Genomic DNA, 18,410 nt, shown 5'->3' with positions numbered 1-18,410 from the left:
GCTTCGCGTCGGCAAATAATCGGCGGCGTCGCGACGCCGCCGAAAACTTCGCTGCCGCAACATGTGCCAAGTAGTTCACTTCGCAAACAGACACGCCGGCACCTATCCGAAAACGGACCAAAACGGATTCCAGACATGTTGCCAGCCCCCGTATCTCGGAGTGAGATGGAAACCAGCCGGGCCATGGAATTGTCGGCGCCCCCCGGTGACAGAGGAACAAACACCACGGCAACAAGGAGGCAGCGCCATGCCTACCATCACCTCTCTGTCCCCGACATCGGGACCGACCACGGGTGGTACGAGCGTCACGATCACGGGCACCGGATTCGGCGGTCCCACCACCGTACGATTCGGCAGTACCGCAACCACGTTCACGCTCGATTCCGCCACCCAGATCACTGCGGTCGCCCCCGCCGGTTCGGTCGGCACCGTGCAGGTCACCGTCACCAACTCGGGCGGGACCAGCAACGGGCTCCCCTACACCTATGTCGCCGTTCCCGCGTTGAACAGCATCACTCCCAATCAGGGGTCGACCGCGGGCGGAACGACCGTCACTCTGAACGGATCCGGCTTCACCGGCGCCACCGCGGTCACATTCGGCAGCACACCGGCTACGTCCTTCACGGTCGTCTCCGACACGCAGATCACGGCCGTCACCCCGGCCGGAACAGGGATCGTCCCGGTCACCGTGACCGGTCCCGGCGGCACCAGCGGCGCGGTCCCCTACACCTATGTCGTGGTCCCCACGATCACGTCCATCTCGCCGACTTCCGGTCCCACCGCGGGCGGTAACAGCGTCATCATCACCGGTACCGGGTTCACCGGCCCGCTGACGGTGCGATTCGGCAGCACCGCGACGCTTTTCACAATCAACTCCCCGACTCAGATCACGGCCGTCGCACCCGCCGGGACCGGCACCGTGCAAGTCACCGTCACCGGATCGGGTGGAACCAGCAACGGAGTCGCCTACACCTACGCCGCGGTGCCCACGCTGACGAGCATCGCCCCCAGCACCGGGCCGGTGACCGGCGGGACGACGGTGGTTCTCACCGGAACCAACCTGACCGGAGCCACAGCGGTCACCTTCGGTGGCACCCCGGCGACCTCGTTCACCGTCAATTCCGCCACCCAGATCACCGCCGTCGCACCCGCCGGAACCGGAACGGTATCGGTCAAGGTCACCACACCGGGTGGAATCAGTAACGGCGTCGCCTACACCTACATCGCGGTGCCCACCCTCACCACGGTGGTCCCGAACACCGGACCGGCCGCGGGCGGAACAACGGTGATTCTCACCGGAACCAACCTGACCGGAGCCACAGCGGTCACCTTCGGTGCCACACCGGCGACCTCGTTCACCGTCAACTCCGCGACCCAGATCACCGCCGTCGCACCCGCCGGAACCGGAACAGTGTCGGTCACCGTCACCACTGCGGGCGGGACGAGCAACGGAGTCGCCTACACCTACATCGCCGTTCCCGCCCTCACAGCGGTAGTGCCGAACGTGGGTCCGGTGTCGGGCGGAACGACGGTCGTTCTCACGGGAACGGGACTGACCGGAGCCACAGCGGTCAGCTTCGGTGGCACCCCGGCGACCTCGTTCACCGTCAATTCCGCCACCCAGATCACCGCCGTCGCACCCGCCGGAACCGGAACCGTATCGGTCACCGTCACCACACCCGGTGGAACCAGCAACGGAGTCGCCTACACCTACGTCGCGGTGCCCACCCTCACCACGGTGGTCCCGAATGTCGGACCGGTGTCCGGCGGAACAACCGTCGTTCTCACGGGAACCGGACTGACCGGAGCCACAGCGGTCACCTTCGGTGGCACCCCGGCGACCTCGTTCACCGTCAACTCCGCCACCCAGATCACCGCCGTCGCACCCGCCGGAACCGGAACCGTATCGGTCACCGCCACCACACCCGGTGGAACCAGCAACGGAGTCGCCTACACCTACGTCGCGGTCCCGACCCTCACCGCGGTGGTCCCGAATTCGGGTGTGGCAGCTGGTGGGACGACGGTCGTCATCACCGGCACCGGGTTGTCGACAGCTACTGCGGTCACCTTCGGTGGCACACCGGCGACCTCGTTCACGGTCAACTCCAATACGCAGATCACCGCCGTCGCACCCGCCGGAACCGGAATCGTATCGGTCACCGTCACCACAGCGGGGGGAACCAGCAACGGCCTGCCCTACACCTACATTCCGGTTCCCACCCTCACCACGGTGGTCCCGAATATCGGACCTGCCGCGGGCGGAACAACAGTCGTCATCACGGGAACCGGGCTGACCGGTACCACCGGGGTGGACTTCGGCGGTGCACCGGCGACCTCGTTCACGGTCGACTCCAATACGCAGATCACCGCCGTCGCACCCGCCGGAACCGGTACAGTGCAGGTCACCGCCACCACATCCGGCGGAACCAGCAACGGCCTTCCATACACCTACATCGCAGTTCCCACGCTGACGGCAGCTGTCCCGAATGTGGGCGTGGAAGCGGGCGGTACGATCGTCGTTCTCACCGGGACGGGGCTGACCGGAGCCACAGCGGTCGACTTCGGTGCCACACCGGCGACCTCGTTCACCGTCGACTCCGCCACCCAGATCACCGCCGTCGCACCCGCCGGAACCGGAACGGTGCAACTCACCGTCACCACAGCGGGCGGAACCAGCAATGGCGTGGCCTACACCTACATTCCGCTCCCCACCCTCACCACGGTGCTGCCGAATGTGGGATTGGAAGCCGGTGGGACGATCGTCGTCCTGACCGGGACGGGGCTCTCTACCGCCACCGCGGTCACCTTCGGCGGCACACCGGCCACCTCGTTCACAGTGCTCTCCGATACGCAGATCACCGCGGTCGCACCCGCGGGGACCGGCACCGTACAGGTCACCGTCACCACCGCAGGAGGTACCAGCAACGGAATCGCCTACACCTACCTCGGGGTTCCCACATTGATCACGGCGCTGCCGAACGTGGGGTCGGCGGCGGGCGGGACGACGGTCGTCATCGCCGGAACGAATTTGACCGGAGCAACCTCCGTCGACTTCGGCGCCACACCGGCGGCGTCGTTCACCGTCGACTCCGCGCTCCAGATCACGGCGGTCACACCCGCCGGAACGGGCACCGTACAACTCACCGTCACCACTGCAGGAGGAACCAGTAATGGTCTTGCGTTCACCTACATCTGACGGCTGAAGCGGCTGGGCCGTCGGCAGGCTGTTGCCGGCGGCCCAGCTTCGTCGCGGTCGAGCGACTACGACACGAGTCTCCGCCACCGTGGACGGAGGCTGCAGGGGTTAAGGGGGTTTCGTTGGCGACCGTACTCAAGATGCTGCTGGCGGAGCGGCATCTCAAGAGTCATCACGATTTTCTGGCCGCGTACGACCGGTGCGCGGCGCGGCTCGATCCGCCCATCCCGCCCGGGCACGGGCCGGCGAAGGCGCAGTATTACCAGTGGTTGTCCGGGCGCATGATCGGGCTGCCGCGCGACTATCACTGCCGAGTGCTGGAGCGGATGTTCCCGGGCTGGACCGTTGAGGGATTGTTCCAGATGGCCAACTCCGCACCCGTCGACATCCCTTCGCACGAGACGGGATTCTCCGGCGTCGAGGCCTCACTCGAGGCTTTCCTCGGCGCCGAGATGATCACCAACGGAACGACGCTGGTGTACTCGGCATTCGAGTTGGCACGGCCCGCCGCGCAAGCACTTCGAGCGGCGGGCATCGGCCAGCAGCGTGTGTTTCAGAAGCATGGCGGCGCGTTCGGGAACCGATACGTCGACCTCCCGTCGGTGGTGGCGGAGAACGATCTGCGGGGATTGCTGTATGTGCTTTCCTTCCTGCAACGCCACACCAGCATCCCGGTCGACGTCCGCAGCGACCGCGATCTCGTCGCGCGCCGCGACCGCCCGTGCATCAGCTTCGGGCTGACCGGCAACGACTGCCTGCGGTTGTATCTGGACACCGTCGAGCGTCCGCTGTTCACCGTGCGCGACAGCGTCGCCGAGGACGGTTTCCGTTCCGTGCATCTGCGACTGGCCGACGGAAGCGGGTACGACTCCGACGACGACCGCAACATCGGCGTCGTCGCCCGGGTACGCCCGAGCCCCGATCGGCATCCCGGCCGCTACTGGATGCATTGCGGCGGTTTGGGTCCACGGGGCACCGCCGGAGCGGGGTGGTATCTGGCCCACTCGTGGGGGGCTCTGCAACAGCGTGCCGGTGATCACGACTTCGTCGCCGTCATCGGTGTCGACCAGTACTCCGACCACACGGTCAGCTTGGAGCATCTGCTGATCGGGCCGACCTCCGGTGAATGACAGTGTGGGCGGCGATGCGTCAGTATCCGGGTGGCAGCGCCGCCAGCATGTCCCGTGTCACCGCGACGGCGTTGTCGGAACTGCCCCCTTCGACCAGCAGCGTCGCGAAAGCGATGTCGCCACGGAAGCCGACGAACCAGGAGTGCGACCCGCTGTCCACTTCGGCTTCGCCGGTCTTGCCGTAGACCTCGCCCTGATCGGCGATCCGCTCGGCCGTACCACCCAGGACCACCTTGCGCATCATCGTGCGCAGTCCCTCGATGACGTCGGGAGCGAGGGGCGGACGGTCGCCATCGACCTGGGTGGGCCGCCCCGCGATCAGGTACGGCACGGGCGCCGAGCCGTGCGCGACGGTCGCTGCCATGAGCGCCATGCCGAACGGGCTGACCACCACTTTGCCCTGACCGATGCCGTCCTCGGTGCGCTGGATCAGGTCGTCCGAGGCGGGCACCGAACCGGTGGTCGTCGGCAGCCCCACCACCGTATACGTGGGTCCCACACCGAGCTTCGCGGCGGCCTCGTGCAACGCGGGACCGGGCAGATCACTGGCGAGTTTGGCGAACGAGGTGTTGCAGGACCGCTCGTAGGCCGTGGACATCGGCACATTGCCGACGGTGAACAGGTTGTAGTTGGGGATGGTCCGCTCCCCGATCACGATTCGGCTGGGGCACGGCAGCACCGTGTCCGGGGTCGCGAGGCCGTTCGACATGGCCGCGGCGGCGGTCACCGTCTTGAACACCGAGCCGGGCGGATACTGGCCGATCGTCGCGAGGGGGCCGTCGCGATCGGCGGCCTTGTTCTGCGCGACCGCCAGGATCGCGCCGGTGGACGGGCGCAGCACCACCATCATGGTCTGCTCGGTACGCGCCTGCACGGCACGCTGTGCGGCGTTCTGCACGTTGCGGTCGACGCTGAGCGAGAACGACGGCGCGGGTTGCGAGGGAACCTCCATCAGGACATCGGTGTCGGCGCCGTTGGCGTTCAAGGTGACCACGCTCCACCCCGCTTTGCCGTCCACTTCCGCGATCACCGTTTTACGCACCTGGGTGAGCAGATCGGGCGCGAACTCCCGATCGGTGGCGACCAGATCCCACTGCTGGGTCAACGTGACGCCGGGCAACCCGATCAGATCGGTGGTCACCTCAGCGGATTCGAGATCGTTGAGCAGCGCGACCGTGTAGGCGCCGTGCGCGGCCTCGGCCGCGTCGAGAATCGACTGCGGCGTCAGCGACTTGTCGAAACGGTACAGCGCGGCGGAGAGCGCGGTGGCCACACTTTTCGGATCGGCGGCGTCGGCCGCCACGAACGCGACCCGGGACACCTTGCCGGGCACCATGATGTCGCTGCCGGACTGCTCGTTCACCCGCGCCCGCGGCGGCGGCTCGGATCGCAACGCCATGGTCTGGGTGTCACCGAGTTTGGGATGGATGTCGGAGGAGGTCCAGCGGACCATCCAGCGCCCGTTGCTGCGTCCCATCTGCAACTGGCCCGAGTACTTCCAGGTCCGGTTCTTCGGTAGCCGCCACTCGTAGGTGTAGTCGACGGTCGCGGTGTCACCGGTCACGCGCGCCGCGCCGGTGCGCGCCGTGAGCTGTTCGGCCTGGAGTTGATTCCAAGCGGAACGCAATGCTGCGTCTGCCTTTTCCGGCAGGTTCGTAAGGTCGGCGGCGGCGCTGACCCGGTGCTCGGCGAACGCTTTGACGAACGCGTCCGCGACAGGAACCGGCCCCTGCGGCTTGCTCGCACAACCGGCGGCCGCCACCGTGAGGGCCGCGACGGCGACCGAGAGAAGCATCCGAGTGGACATCGGCACCGATGGTAATAGTCACTGATGGGCAAACGCCTGCGGCACTCCGGGATTCGCCGCGGAGTCGGCCACGCTCAGTCGACCAGCACGGTGGCGAAAGTCGCGATCTGCCGGAACCCGACGCGGCTGTAGGCGCGGCGAGCGATCGCGTTGTAGTCGTTCACGTACAGGCTGGCAGTGCGGCCGGAGGCGACCACGGCGTTCGCGACCGCCGCGGTACCCGCGGTGCCATGCCCCTTCCCCCGATGATCCGGGTGCACCCAGACGCCTTGGATCTGGCCCGTGCGCCGGGACAGCGAGCCGACCTCCGCTTTGAAGACCACTTCCCCGTCCTCGAAACGAGCCCAGGCGCGGCCGGATTCGATCAAGCTCTGGATGCGGCGGCGATAGCCGCGTCCGCCGTCACCCGCGCGCGGATCGACGCCGACCTCCTCGATGAACATGGCGATCGCGGCCGAGAGGTAGCGGTCGAGTTCGTCGCGACGCACCCGGCGTACCTCCGCGTCGGGCGTGGCCACTGGTGGCTGGGCCAGTGCCAGCAGCGGTTGTTCCCCGCGTAGCTCACGTTCCGGACCCCAGTGCCCGGTCAACATCTCCCACAGCGGCAACGCCAGTTCCCTGCGCCCGACCACCGAGGAACAGACGCGGGGCCAGCGCATAGCGCGGTCGGCGAACGCGCGCAGTGCGCCACGATCTCCCAGCAACGGCACCAGGTTCGCACCCGAGAAGCACAGCGATTCCGACGGGCCGCCCCTGCTCCACAGCTCCCCTTGGCCGCACCGGTTGTCCAAACCGAACTCTTGCAGGCGGGCCGCGACCATGCACGAGGCGACCGGATCCGCATCCAGCACACGTAGCACCTGAGCAAGATCCCGATTAGCGAGCTGCCGCGCAGGGGCGTATTTGGCCCGTCGCGCCGGCTCCAGCAGACTCCGCACGATGACAGCCTGCCACGAACCGGCGCTATGCGGTATGACTAAGCCGAAAGCGCTGGTTAGGCGCGTCCTCAGCCGACGGTGACGACCGGTTCGCCCGCGCCCGAGTCCTCGCCCATCTCCTCGGCGATGCGCATCGCCTCTTCGATCAGTGTCTCGACGATCTGCGCCTCGGGAACGGTCTTGATGACCTCGCCCTTGACGAAGATCTGGCCCTTGCCGTTGCCAGAGGCCACACCCAGGTCGGCCTCGCGCGCCTCACCGGGCCCGTTCACGACGCAGCCCATGACGGCCACTCGCAGCGGCACCGCCATGCCCTCCAGGCCCGCGGTGACCTCGTTGGCCAGCGTGTACACGTCGACCTGCGCGCGCCCGCAGGAGGGGCACGACACGATCTCGAGCTTGCGCGGGCGCAGGTTCAGCGATTGCAGGATCTGCCCGCCGACCTTGACCTCCTCGGCGGGCGGCGCGGACAGCGAGACGCGGATCGTGTCGCCGATGCCCTCCGCCAGCAGCGCGCCGAACGCGACCGCCGACTTGATCGTGCCCTGGAACGCAGGGCCCGCCTCGGTGACGCCGAGGTGCAGCGGGTAGTCGCACTGCGCGGCCAGCTGCCGGTAGGCCTCCACCATGATCACCGGGTCGTTGTGCTTGACCGAGATCTTGATGTCACCGAACCCGTGCTCCTCGAACAGGCTCGCCTCCCACAGCGCCGACTCCACCAGCGCCTCCGGCGTGGCCTTGCCGTACTTCTCCATCATCCGCTTGTCCAGCGAACCGGCGTTCACGCCGATGCGGATCGGGATGCCCGCCGCACCCGCGGCCTTGGCGACCTCCTTGACCCGGCCGTCGAACTCCTTGATGTTGCCGGGGTTGACCCGGACCGCGGCGCACCCGGCGTCGATCGCGGCGAAGATGTAGCGGGGCTGGAAGTGGATGTCGGCGATCACCGGGATCTGGGATTTCGCGGCGATCGTGGCCAGCGCGTCCGCGTCCTCCTGACGCGGGCAGGCCACTCGCACGATGTCGCACCCCGACGCGGTCAGCTCCGCGATCTGCTGCAGGGTGGCGTTCACATCGTGCGTCTTGGTCGTGGTCATGGACTGCACCGAGATCGGGTGGTCGCTGCCCACCCCGACCTTGCCCACCATCAGCTGGCGGGTCTTACGCCGTGGAGCGAGCACTGCCGCGGGGGCGGTCGGCATCCCCAATCCGATTGTGCTGGTCACCTTCGGCTGCCTACTTTCGTCGTGTCCGGCCGGTTCGGTGCCGAGTCTAGCCGTGGCGCGCGACGCCCACCCTACGTCGCCGGTCACACCGCCTGATCGGCGGCGCCGGTCAGAACAGCTTGATCGGGTTCACGATGTCGGCGGCCAGGGTGAGCAGCATGTACGCACCGCCGATCACCACGACGACATAGGTCGCCGGCAGCAACTTCAGGTAATTCACCGGCGCACCCGGCGCGAGTCCCTTCCAACCGCGGATGGTGTTGCGGATCTTCTCGTAGATCACCACCGCGATGTGGCCCCCGTCCAGGGGAAGCAACGGCAGCAGGTTGAAGATGCCGAGGAAGAAGTTCAGGCTGGCCAGCACCAGGATGAAGACGTTCCACAGGCCGCGTTCGGCGGTCTCGCCACCGATCTTGCTGGCGCCGTACACGCTGACCGGGGTCTCCGGATCACGCTCGCCTCCGGTGACCGCGTTCCACAGCGCGGAGACCTTCGCGGGCATCTCGGTCAGCGAGTCGACCGTGCGCAGGAACATGTCGCCGGTGAACCCGGCGGCGGCGGGGACAGCGCCCAGCAGGTCGTATTGCACGGGGTCGTAGCGCTCGGGCGCCACGCCGACGGCGCCGACCACGCGGCCCTCGCCGCCGCCCTCGGGGTAGCGCACGACCCGCTCCGGGGTCACCGGAATGGTGAGGGTGCTGCCGTCGCGCTCGATGAGGTAGGTGAAGGGGCCGGTCTGCTTCTGGGTCTCGGCCTGGAACTGCCGCCAGGTGTCCACCTTGACGCCGTTCACCTCTTTGACGATGTCACCGCGCCGCAATCCGGCGCGCTGCGCCGGGCCCGTGCCGGTGCAGGACTCGGACGAGCCGTCCGGCTTCCCTTGCGGCACGCAGCTCATGACCCCCAGCGCGGTGGCGGGGGGTTCCTTCAGATTGGGCAGCCCCCAGCCGACAGCGAGCACCACGATCAAGATGAAGCCGAGGACGAAGTTCATCGCGATGCCGCCGGACATCACCACCAGCCGCTTCCAGGTGGCCTGGCGATACATGGCGCGGTCGAGTTCTTCCGGGCGCAGTTCGTCGAGCGCCGTCATGCCCGCGATGTCGCAGAAACCGCCGAGCGGAAGCGCCTTGAGTCCGTATTCGGTCTCGCCGCGGCGGAACGAGAAGATCTTCGGCCCGAATCCGATGAAGTACCGCCGCACCTTCATGCCGGTCGCCTGGGCGGTCCACATGTGCCCACATTCGTGCAGCGCGATCGACACCGTGATGCCCAGCGCGAACAGCACGAACCCCAACGCGAACACCATTTGCTCTACAGCCCTCCTGCGTATGCGCAGCTCGAATATCCCGCACGCGCGCGTCCGCTCCTGGCCGCGAGCACTCTGACCACCTTAATGGGACAAAGCTCTGTCCTGTGTGTTCAGTGTGCCAGGACGCCGTCGCTTCGCGCGTCCGATCCGGCGCCGAAGGGCGTCAGCCGCGTACCCGGGCGGCGGCGAACTCCCGCGCCCAGGTGTCCGCGGCGAGGACTTCGTCGAGCGATTCCGGCTCCGCGCGCCACTGCTTGGCCGCCTCCACCGCGGCGGCCACCGTGCCGACGATCTGCGGGAAACGGATGGCGCCGTCCAGGAAAGCCTGCACCGCGACCTCGTTGGCGGCGTTGTAGACCGCGGTGACACTGCCGCCGGCCTCGCCGGCCGCGCGGGCCAGCTCGACCGCGGGGAAGACGTCGTTGTCGACCGGTTCGAACGTCCAAGTGGACGCGGTGCCGAAATCGCAGGCCGCGGCCGCGCCGGGCACCCGGTCCGGCCAGCCGAGCGCCAGCGCGATGGGTAGCTTCATGTCCGGCGGGCTGGCCTGGGCGAGCGTGGAGCCGTCGGTGAAGGTGACCATCGAGTGCACGATCGACTGCGGGTGCACGGTGACGTCGATGCGGTCGTAGGGCACGCCGAACAGCAGGTGCGTCTCGATCAGCTCGAGTCCCTTGTTCACCAGCGAGGCCGAGTTCAGGGTGTTCATCAAACCCATCGACCAGGTGGGATGCGCTTTGGCCTCGGCGGGCTCGACCGACTCCAGCATCTCGGCGGTCCAGCCGCGGAACGGGCCGCCGGAGGCGGTCAGTACCAGCCGGTCGACCTCGTCGGCGCGACCGCCGCGCAGGCACTGTGCCAGCGCGGAGTGCTCCGAGTCGACCGGGACGATCTGTCCGGGGACGGCGGCGCGGGTGACCAGGGAGCCGCCCGCGACCAGCGATTCCTTGTTGGCCAGCGCCAGGCGCGTACCGGACTGGAGGGTGGCCAGGGTCGGCTCCAGCCCGAGCGAGCCGACCAGAGCGTTCAGCACGACGTCCGCCTCGGTGCGGCGCACCAGTTCGGTCACCGCACCCGGGCCGCCCAGCCGCAGGTCCAGCCGCTGGGCCGCGGCCGGATCGGCCACGGCCACATTGCGTGTGCCCGTGGCGGCCATCTGGGCGGCGAGCAGCTCGGTGTTGCCGCCGCGCGCGGCGAGTCCGACCACCTCGAAGCGGTCGGGATTGGCGGCGATCACCTCGAGCGCTTGGGTGCCAATGGATCCGGTGCTGCCCAGCAGCAGGACTCTCACGATGTCGGACACGCCTTCATTGTGTCCTACCTGGGGAACGTGTTCGACCGGCGCGGGCCGACTTACAACGACGCACCGTCGTATGTCACGATATGCGGCAGCAGCTCATCGAGTGCGTACCGGAATATCGGTACAAGTAACAGCTAAGGAGCGATCGTGGCCGCCACGGAACTCGAACACGTCGAAACCGAGCGCGTCGTCACTCGCGTGGATCCCGCCGAAGTTCCCTCCGCCGCTTGGGGCTGGAGCGGCGAATCGCGTCGTACCTTCCGTATCGCGGGCTGGATCGTCGCGCTGATCCTGCTGGCCATGCTGGTCGGCAACCACAAGGGCAAGATCGAGGACATCTTCCTCGTCGGCTTCGCCGTCCTGATCGCGGGCATCCTGATCCGCGACTCGGTGCTCCAGCGCAAGCCTCGCTAGCCGAAAAGTCCTCTCGCACAATTTCATTCGTCCTGTATCGCGGGCTGCGGCCCGGTACCGTGTGCGTCCGAGGTCCGCGTCCCAGCCGGGTCGCGGACCTCGGTTTCTGTTCGCACGACTACTTAGGACGCAATGATCAAGATCTGTTCGGCCGCCCTGCTCGCCGCGAGTGCGTTCGGCTCGCTGCTGTTGTCGCCCGCCGCGCCCGCGTATGCCCAGTCACCGGCGTGCGGCGCGGCCGTCGACGCGATCAACGCCGCCATCGACGAGTCGGGCGGGAACCTGGACCCGACCGTGCAGCAGTCCCTCGCCGCCAAGCTCTCGGCCATCCAGGCCGACGGCGCCGAGAAGGAAGCCATCGCCGCCTACGCCCGCGCTCTGACCGACGACAAGGTCACGAGCATGGACGCCGCGACGGACGAACTGAACCGAGTCTGCAAGAGCTGATCGCCGGGCGGCGCGGACCCGGGCCGGGTTCGCGCCGTCGCCGGACGGATCGCTAGCGTCCGCGGCGTCGGGCAGGTTTCTTCTTGGCCGGGGCCGAACGACCGACCACCTTCTTGGCCGGGGGCTTCTTCCGCGACTCGTCCTTGTCGGCTCGGGCCTGGCTGCGGGAACTGCGCTCGGAACGGCCACGGACGACGCCGACGAACTCCTCGACCAGATCCGTGGTCCGGCCGGCGGGCCAGGCCAGCGCGACCTCCGTGTCGGGAACGTCGAGCATCGGACGGTAGACGAGGTCGCGGCGATGATGCAGGCGAGCGAGCGAGTGCGGCACGATCGCCGCGCCGCCGGCCGCCGCGACCAGCTCCAGAGCGCCGCCGATCGCATCGACGTCCGAGGTGTCCTGGAGACGCTCGTCGGCCAGGTCGGCCATGCGCACCTCGTCGAACACCGACAGCGGGTGTTCCTTCTGCACCACCACGACCGGGACCTCACGGTAGAGCGGGATCGCGCTCATGCCTTCGCGGTCGATCGGCAGCCGGACGAAGCACATGTCCACGCTCCCCGCACGTAGCGCCGCCTCCTGATCCGCCTGCGCCAGCGCGCTCACCTCGAGCGGGATGTCCGGGAACCGCTCGGCCCAGATCCGGGTCCATTTGGACACCGTGACGCCCGGCACGAAACCCACCCGCAGGGCGGCCGATGCCTCCGGCTCGTGCCGCTGCGCCGCCGACTCGGCGCGCGCGATGATCTCGCGGGCCCGCTCCAGCAATTCGCGGCCGTCGTCGGTGAGCTGAGTCGGTTGCGCGCCGGGCACGAAAAGCTTTGTGCCGAGTTCGTTTTCCAAGTCGATGACGGTATGGCTGAGCTTCTGCCGCGAGATGTGCAGCGACTTCGCCGCGCGCGCGAAGTGCAACTCCTGCGCGACCGCGACGAACCAGCGCAGGCGCACGACATCGATCGACTCCAACGGGCTCATTCGTGGAAGCGTATGCCACCGCGCGGTCGGGCCCCGCCGCGCCGCCCAGTAAGCTGGGTCGGTGAGCCCGGACAAGAAACCGCAGATGATGAAGCCGTTGACGGCGGCGAACAAGCTCGGCATCTACCTTCCGGCCGCACCCGAGGAGTTCCGCAACGCGCCGATCTCGCGCACCCAGCTCGACGCGCTGCGCGCCGATCCGCCCGAATGGCTCACCGAACTGCGCCGCACCGGCCCGTTCCCGCGCGACGTGGTGGCACGCAAACTCGGCGTCTCCAATACCGGCTTGACCCGCGCCGGGGTCTCCGACCATCTCACGGTCGACGAGATCGACGCCCTGCTCGCCGACCCGCCGGAGTGGCTCGTGCGCGAGCGGGAGAACTACGCCGCGGTCCGCGCGGAGAACGAGCGCATCAAAACGAAGGAAGCCGAACGTCGCGCCGCCACCAACCGTCCGGCGAAGAACCGCGGCTAACGCTTCCGTCGAGGAAACGCTCGCCCTGCAATGGGCGGCGCGAGGCTACGCCGCCACCCATCATGCGCGGCCGAGTATTTCAGTTCTCCGCGGCCAACTGCCCGCAGGCGGCGGCGATCTCTTGGCCGCGGGTGTCGCGGACCGTGCAGGGCACGCCCTTGGCGTTGACACGGCGGACGAACTCCTGCTCGACCGGCTTGGGGCTGGCATCCCACTTGGAGCCCGGAGTCGGGTTGAGCGGAATGACGTTGACGTGGACCCGGGAGCCGAGCGCCTTGTGCAGCTTCTCGCCCAGCATGTCCGCGCGCCACGGATGGTCGTTGATGTCCCGGATGAGCGCGTATTCGACCGATACGCGGCGGCCGGTCTTGTCGGCGTAGTAGCGGGCCGCGTCAAGCACCTCGGCGACCGGCCAGCGGTTGTTCACCGGAACCAGGGTGTCGCGCAGTTCGTCGTCGGGCGTGTGCAGCGAGACCGCGAGCGTCACCGACAATCCCTCGTCGGCCAGTTTGCGGATGGCCGGAGCCAGCCCCACGGTCGAGACCACGACATTGCGCTGGGAGATGCCGAGTCCGTCCGGCGCGGGCGAGGTGATCCGGCGGACCGCGGCGACCACCCGCTTGTAGTTCGCCAGCGGCTCCCCCATGCCCATGAAGACGATGTTGGACAGTCTGCCCGGCCCACCGGCCACTTCCCCGTCCCGCAGCGCGGCGGCCGCGGCACGCACCTGGTCGACGATCTCCGCGGTGGACAGGTTGCGGTTCAGCCCACCTTGGCCGGTGGCACAGAACGGGCACGCCATGCCGCAACCGGCCTGGCTGGAGATGCACAGGGTCGCGCGATCGGGGTAGCGCATGAGCACGCTTTCCAGCAGCGTGCCGTCTCCCGCACGCCAGAGCGTTTTGCGAGTCTCCCCCTCGTCACACGCGACATGCTTGACCACGTCGAGCAGCGGCGGGAACAGTGCCGCGCCGATCTTCTCCCGGACCGCGGCGGGCAGATCCGTCATCCGCGCCGGATCGGCCTGCAATCGCGCGTAGTACTGCCGGGCGATCTGATCGGCACGGAACTTCGGCAGGCCGAGTTCCTCGATGGCCGCGCGCCTGCCATCGGCGTCGAGGTCGGCGAGATGACGCGGCGGCATGCCACGGCGCGGAGCGTCGAAAACCAGGGGCAGGGAGAGGGTCATAATCGTTCCATTCTCCCATCCGAGGCAGACACCCCCGCACTCGACCACATACGCACGTCTCGACATGCTCGGTTCGTCCCGAGGAAATGCGTGCGGGCGTGATAGCCGTCGGCCATGATCGAGATATGTCCACGCATGCCGAACACCCGCCGGAACCGGATCCGGACCTGTCACAGCGTCAGCGCACGACGCCGCCGGGCGCCCCGCCGGTCGTTCCGCCCGCCGTCCCGGTCAAGAAGTCTCTTGCCTCGCGCACCGGTTACGCCTGGACCGGACTCGTCGCAGGCGTCTTGATCCTGGTCCTGTTGCTGATCTTCATCGTGCAGAACCTCGAGCAGGTCCAAGTGCACTTCTTCTTCTGGGACTTCTCGCTGCCACTCGGCGTCACCGTGCTGCTGTCGATGATCGGCGGCGCGCTCGTCATGGCCTCGGTGGGCGGCGTGCGCATCCTGCAGCTGCGCCGCGCGGCCAAGAAGGTCTGACGCGCCGGATCACAGCAGCGTGGACAGCACCAGCCAGGAGACGAACGCCGAGGGGAGCATGGAGTCGAGGCGGTCCATGATGCCGCCGTGGCCCGGCAGCAGCGTGCCCATGTCCTTGATGCCGAGTTCGCGCTTGATCTGCGATTCGATCAGGTCGCCGCAAGTGGCCACCAGCACCAGGCCGACGCCGAGGACGACGCCGATCATCGAGTTGGCATCCAACAGGAGCGTCACCGTGAGCAGACCGCCGATCACGCTGAACACCAGGGAGCCGCCGAAACCCTCCCACGACTTCTTCGGGCTGATCGAGGGCACCATCGGATGCTTGCCGAACAGCACGCCCGCGACATAACCGCCGACGTCGGAGCAGACCACCAAAATCATGAAGGTCAGCACCCGCAGGTTGCCGTCGGGCTCGAGCAGCAGCAGGGTGGCGAACGAGGCGAGCAGCGGAATCCAGGCCAGCGTGAACACCGTGATAGCGGTGTCGCGCAAGAAGTTTCGTGGAGCTGTCCGTAAGCCGTGGTCGAACAGCCGCCACGCCATGCAGATCAGCGTGGTCGCGGCGAACGCGCCCGCGACACCGCTGGCGCCGTACGGCCAGCCCAGCCAGAACACCGCTTGGCCGCCCACGATCAGTGGAATCCGCGGGACGAGCACATCGGCCTCGCGCAGGCGCTTGGCGACCTCCCAGGTGGCCACGCCGACCCCGGCCGCCGCGACGCCGATGAACACCTTCGGCACGAACAGCAGGATCGCGATCAGCGAGAGGCCGAGGCCGAAGCCGACGGCCAGCGCGGCGGGCAGATTGCGACCCGCCCGCGAACCACTCGAGGCGGGAGCGGTGTGCGCCGCAGCGGGATTCGCGGGACCGCCTAACCGTTCATAACCGGAAGCACCAGCATCGTGCGCGTGCTGTCGCATCGCATCGGCTGTTCCGTTCACCGGCGGCTCCTCTGCCGCACCGGTCGCGGCGGCGTTCTCGGCCACGATTGTCCCGTCGCTCAACTCGTCGTTCCGTTCGTCCCCCGCCCGGGCGGGCCTCGGCGCTGTCACGGGCGGCACTCGCGGTGACTTGGGCCTCCTCCGGGCCCGGTCACGCCTGCCGACCGATCCGCGTCAGACCTCGAGCAGTTCGGCTTCCTTGTGCTTGACCAGTTCATCGATCTGGCCGACATACTTGGCGGTGGTCTTGTCGAGCTCCTTCTCGGCACGCCCGACCTCGTCCTCGCCCGCCTCGCCATCTTTCTGGATGCGGCCCAGTTCGTCCATCGCCTTGCGACGGACATTGCGAATGGCGACCTTGGCGTCCTCGCCCTTGCCTCTCGCCTGCTTGGCGAGCTCACGACGGCGCTCCTCGGTCAGCTGCGGCACCGAGATGCGGATGATGTCCCCGTTGTTGGTGGGGTTGACGCCGAGATCCGAATTGCGGATCGCGGTCTCGATCGGCCCGAGCTGGGCCGCCTCGTAGGGCTTGATCACGACCATGCGCGGCTCCGGCACCGTGATGCTGGACATCTGGGTGATCGGGGTCGGCGATCCGTAGTAGTCGACCACGACCCGAGAGAACATGCCCGGATTCGCGCGACCGGTGCGAATGGTTCCGAGATCGTCCTTCGCCACCGAGACGGCCTTCTCCATCTTCTCCTCGGCGTCGAAGAGCGCTTCTTCAATCACGACCGTTTCCTCCACAGCGTCGTCATGTCATGATCCGCGGTCGGCGGGTATCAGGACCGAACCAGTGTGCCGATCTTCTCACCGGCGACCGCGCGGGCGATATTGCCCTTGGTCAACAAATTGAACACCAGAATCGGCATCTGGTTGTCCATGCACAAGCTGAAGGCGGTCGCGTCCGCGACCTTGAGGTCGCGCTCGATGACCTCTTTGTGGGTGATCTCGGTGTACATGGTCGCGGTCTCGTCGACGCGCGGGTCGGCGGTGAACACTCCATCGACCGCCTTGGCCATCAAGACCACGTCCGCGCCGATCTCCAGCGCGCGCTGCGCGGCGGTGGTGTCGGTGGAGAAGTACGGCATGCCCATGCCCGCTCCGAAGATGACCACGCGGCCCTTCTCCAGATGCCGCTTGGCGCGCAGCGGGAGGTAGGGCTCGGCGACCTGGCCCATGGTGATCGCGGTCTGCACCCGGGTGTCCACGCCTTGCTGCTGCAGAAAGTCTTGCAGTGCAAGGCTGTTCATCACCGTGCCGAGCATGCCCATGTAGTCCGAGCGCGCGCGTTCCATGCCGCGCTCCTCGAGTTCGGCGCCGCGGAAGAAGTTCCCGCCGCCGATCACCACGGCCACCTGGACGCCGGTGGCGACCACCTCGGCGATCTGCTCGGCCACCGTCTGCACCACGTCCGGGTCGAGTCCGACCTTCCCGCCGCCGAACATCTCTCCGCCGAGTTTCAGCAGTACCCGGCGATATCCTGGGCGATCGGTCCCCGGGTCCGTCATGGGTCTCCAGTCTCCTTCGGCGAGGGATTGTCGTTCTTCCGGCGATTCGTTGCTCACGGCAGGCGCCTGTGACGTAGAGCAAGGCAGAGCGGCATCTATCCTGCCTTATTCGGTTGGAGCGGCAGCAGAAGGCCCCCCGTCAACCGGCGTTCGTTCGGTCGGCGGGGGGCCTGCACGCTGAAGGTGCGGCGAAACTCAGTTCGCGCCGACCTCGAAGCGGGCGAAGCGGGTGACGGTGACACCGGCCTCGTCCAGCAGAGCCTTGACGGTCTTCTTCGAATCGGTGACCGACGGCTGCTCGAGCAGCACGACGTCCTTGAAGAAGCCGTTGACCCGGCCCTCGGTGATCTTCGGCAGCGCGGCCTCAGGCTTGCCCTCCTCGCGAGCGGTCTGCTCGGCGATGCGGCGCTCGTTCTCCACGAGGTCGGCGGGAACCTCGTCGCGGGTCACGTACTTGGCCTTGAGCGCGGCGACCTGCATGGCGGCGGCGCGAGCGGCCTCGGCCGCGGCGTCGCCCTCACCGGTGTACTCGACCAGCACGCCGACGGCGGGCGGCAGGTCGGAGGCACGCTTGTGCAGGTAGGTGGCGACCGGGCCGTTCAGCGAGATGACGCGGCGCAGCTCGAGCTTCTCGCCGATCTTCGCGGCGAGCGCCTGCACAGCCTCGTCGACGGTCTTGCCGCCCAGGTCAAGAGCCTTCAGCGTGTCCAGGTCGCCCGGCTTGGCGGACGCCGCCGCGGCGACGACCTGCTCGGCCAGCTGCTGGAACTCCGCGTTCTTCGCGACGAAGTCGGTCTCGGAGTTGATCTCGACCATGACGCCGTCCTTGGCGGCGACCAGGCCTTCGGCGGTGGTGCGCTCGGCACGCTTGCCGACGTCCTTCGCGCCCTTGATGCGCAGCAGCTCGACGGCCTTGTCGAAGTCACCGTCGGTCTCGGCCAGCGCGTTCTTACAATCCATCATGCCGGAGCCGGTCAGCTCCCGGAGCCGCTTCACGTCGGCAGCGGTGTAGTTCGCCATTCTCGGCGAGCCTCCTTTGGAGAAGTGTGGATGTTGACAGCG

The 18,410-nt window shown here is 67.8% G+C and carries 17 protein-coding genes; 6 read left to right on the top strand and 11 right to left on the bottom strand.

The features are described 5' to 3' along the window. Positions 1-247: 247 nt before the first annotated feature. Both ABZW96_RS00635 and ABZW96_RS00630 read left to right on the top strand, forming a co-directional pair. Entirely contained in the window at positions 248-3,196 is a 2,949-nt protein-coding gene (locus ABZW96_RS00635) for an IPT/TIG domain-containing protein (RefSeq protein WP_355069951.1), read from the top strand. Between the two features lie 122 nt (positions 3,197-3,318). Next, positions 3,319-4,326 (top strand): hypothetical protein, encoded by a 1,008-nt coding sequence (locus tag ABZW96_RS00630; protein WP_355069950.1) that lies wholly within the window; start codon positions 3,319-3,321, stop codon positions 4,324-4,326. 19 nt (positions 4,327-4,345) lie between these two features. Here the strand turns inward: ABZW96_RS00630 and ABZW96_RS00625 are convergent, their stop codons facing one another. From ABZW96_RS00625 to dxr, 5 genes are all read right to left on the bottom strand, one after another. Beyond that, entirely contained in the window at positions 4,346-6,133 is a 1,788-nt protein-coding gene (locus ABZW96_RS00625; protein ID WP_355069948.1) for a penicillin-binding transpeptidase domain-containing protein, read from the bottom strand. Between the two features lie 74 nt (positions 6,134-6,207). Next, entirely contained in the window at positions 6,208-7,071 is an 864-nt protein-coding gene (locus ABZW96_RS00620) for a GNAT family N-acetyltransferase (protein ID WP_355069946.1), read from the bottom strand. A 68-nt stretch (positions 7,072-7,139) separates the two neighbouring features. Continuing rightward, positions 7,140-8,297 carry a flavodoxin-dependent (E)-4-hydroxy-3-methylbut-2-enyl-diphosphate synthase gene (ispG, locus tag ABZW96_RS00615; protein ID WP_355069944.1) on the bottom strand — a complete coding sequence of 386 codons (1,158 nt, stop codon included), beginning with the start codon at positions 8,295-8,297 and terminating at the stop codon, positions 7,140-7,142. 109 nt (positions 8,298-8,406) lie between these two features. Next, positions 8,407-9,606 carry a site-2 protease family protein gene (locus tag ABZW96_RS00610; protein WP_355069942.1) on the bottom strand — a complete coding sequence of 400 codons (1,200 nt, stop codon included), beginning with the start codon at positions 9,604-9,606 and terminating at the stop codon, positions 8,407-8,409. Positions 9,607-9,772: 166 nt separating this feature from the next. Further along, positions 9,773-10,912, bottom strand: coding sequence for a 1-deoxy-D-xylulose-5-phosphate reductoisomerase (gene dxr, locus ABZW96_RS00605; protein WP_355069940.1), 1,140 nt, complete (start codon positions 10,910-10,912; stop codon positions 9,773-9,775). A gap of 144 nt (positions 10,913-11,056) precedes the next feature. Here dxr and ABZW96_RS00600 point away from each other — a divergent pair, with 144 nt between their 5' ends. After that, on the top strand, positions 11,057-11,323 hold the full coding sequence (locus ABZW96_RS00600; RefSeq protein WP_355069939.1) for a DUF2631 domain-containing protein: 267 nt from the start codon (positions 11,057-11,059) through the stop codon (positions 11,321-11,323). A 132-nt stretch (positions 11,324-11,455) separates the two neighbouring features. Next, the gene (locus ABZW96_RS00595; protein ID WP_355069937.1) at positions 11,456-11,770 is read left to right on the top strand and encodes a hypothetical protein; all 315 of its coding nucleotides are present in this window, start codon (positions 11,456-11,458) and stop codon (positions 11,768-11,770) included. 52 nt (positions 11,771-11,822) lie between these two features. Here ABZW96_RS00595 and ABZW96_RS00590 read toward each other — a convergent pair whose 3' ends face one another. Next, complete coding sequence (locus ABZW96_RS00590) at positions 11,823-12,746, bottom strand: LysR substrate-binding domain-containing protein (protein ID WP_355069935.1); 924 nt, start codon at positions 12,744-12,746, stop codon at positions 11,823-11,825. A 61-nt stretch (positions 12,747-12,807) separates the two neighbouring features. Here ABZW96_RS00590 and ABZW96_RS00585 point away from each other — a divergent pair, with 61 nt between their 5' ends. After that, on the top strand, positions 12,808-13,221 hold the full coding sequence (locus ABZW96_RS00585) for a DUF5997 family protein (protein ID WP_355069934.1): 414 nt from the start codon (positions 12,808-12,810) through the stop codon (positions 13,219-13,221). Positions 13,222-13,300: 79 nt separating this feature from the next. On the opposite strand, the gene rlmN is transcribed toward ABZW96_RS00585, so the two are convergent. Further along, positions 13,301-14,410: a 23S rRNA (adenine(2503)-C(2))-methyltransferase RlmN gene (rlmN, locus tag ABZW96_RS00580; protein ID WP_355069932.1), complete on the bottom strand. Its 1,110-nt coding sequence runs from the start codon at positions 14,408-14,410 to the stop codon at positions 13,301-13,303. Positions 14,411-14,535: 125 nt separating this feature from the next. On the opposite strand from rlmN, the gene ABZW96_RS00575 reads away from it, so the two are divergent. Further along, the gene (locus ABZW96_RS00575; RefSeq protein WP_355069930.1) at positions 14,536-14,892 is read left to right on the top strand and encodes a lipopolysaccharide assembly protein LapA domain-containing protein; all 357 of its coding nucleotides are present in this window, start codon (positions 14,536-14,538) and stop codon (positions 14,890-14,892) included. 9 nt (positions 14,893-14,901) lie between these two features. Here the strand turns inward: ABZW96_RS00575 and ABZW96_RS00570 are convergent, their stop codons facing one another. The 4 genes from ABZW96_RS00570 to tsf form a co-directional block, all read right to left on the bottom strand. Continuing rightward, a complete protein-coding gene (locus ABZW96_RS00570; RefSeq protein ID WP_355069928.1) occupies positions 14,902-15,900 on the bottom strand; it encodes a phosphatidate cytidylyltransferase in 999 nt (332 codons plus the stop codon). A gap of 111 nt (positions 15,901-16,011) precedes the next feature. Beyond that, the gene (gene frr / locus ABZW96_RS00565; protein ID WP_355069927.1) at positions 16,012-16,569 is read right to left on the bottom strand and encodes a ribosome recycling factor; all 558 of its coding nucleotides are present in this window, start codon (positions 16,567-16,569) and stop codon (positions 16,012-16,014) included. Positions 16,570-16,619: 50 nt separating this feature from the next. Next, a complete protein-coding gene (gene pyrH, locus ABZW96_RS00560; protein WP_039799499.1) occupies positions 16,620-17,348 on the bottom strand; it encodes a UMP kinase in 729 nt (242 codons plus the stop codon). Positions 17,349-17,543: 195 nt separating this feature from the next. Continuing rightward, complete coding sequence (gene tsf, locus ABZW96_RS00555; protein ID WP_355069925.1) at positions 17,544-18,368, bottom strand: translation elongation factor Ts; 825 nt, start codon at positions 18,366-18,368, stop codon at positions 17,544-17,546. Between the last annotated feature and the right edge of the window lie 42 nt (positions 18,369-18,410).

It is taken from the genome of Nocardia sp. NPDC004168 (assembly GCF_040610355.1).
GTDB lineage: Bacteria > Actinomycetota > Actinomycetes > Mycobacteriales > Mycobacteriaceae > Nocardia > Nocardia sichangensis.
The sequence above is the reverse complement of the archived record's forward strand: the minus strand, read 5'-3'. Positions and strand labels throughout refer to the sequence as shown.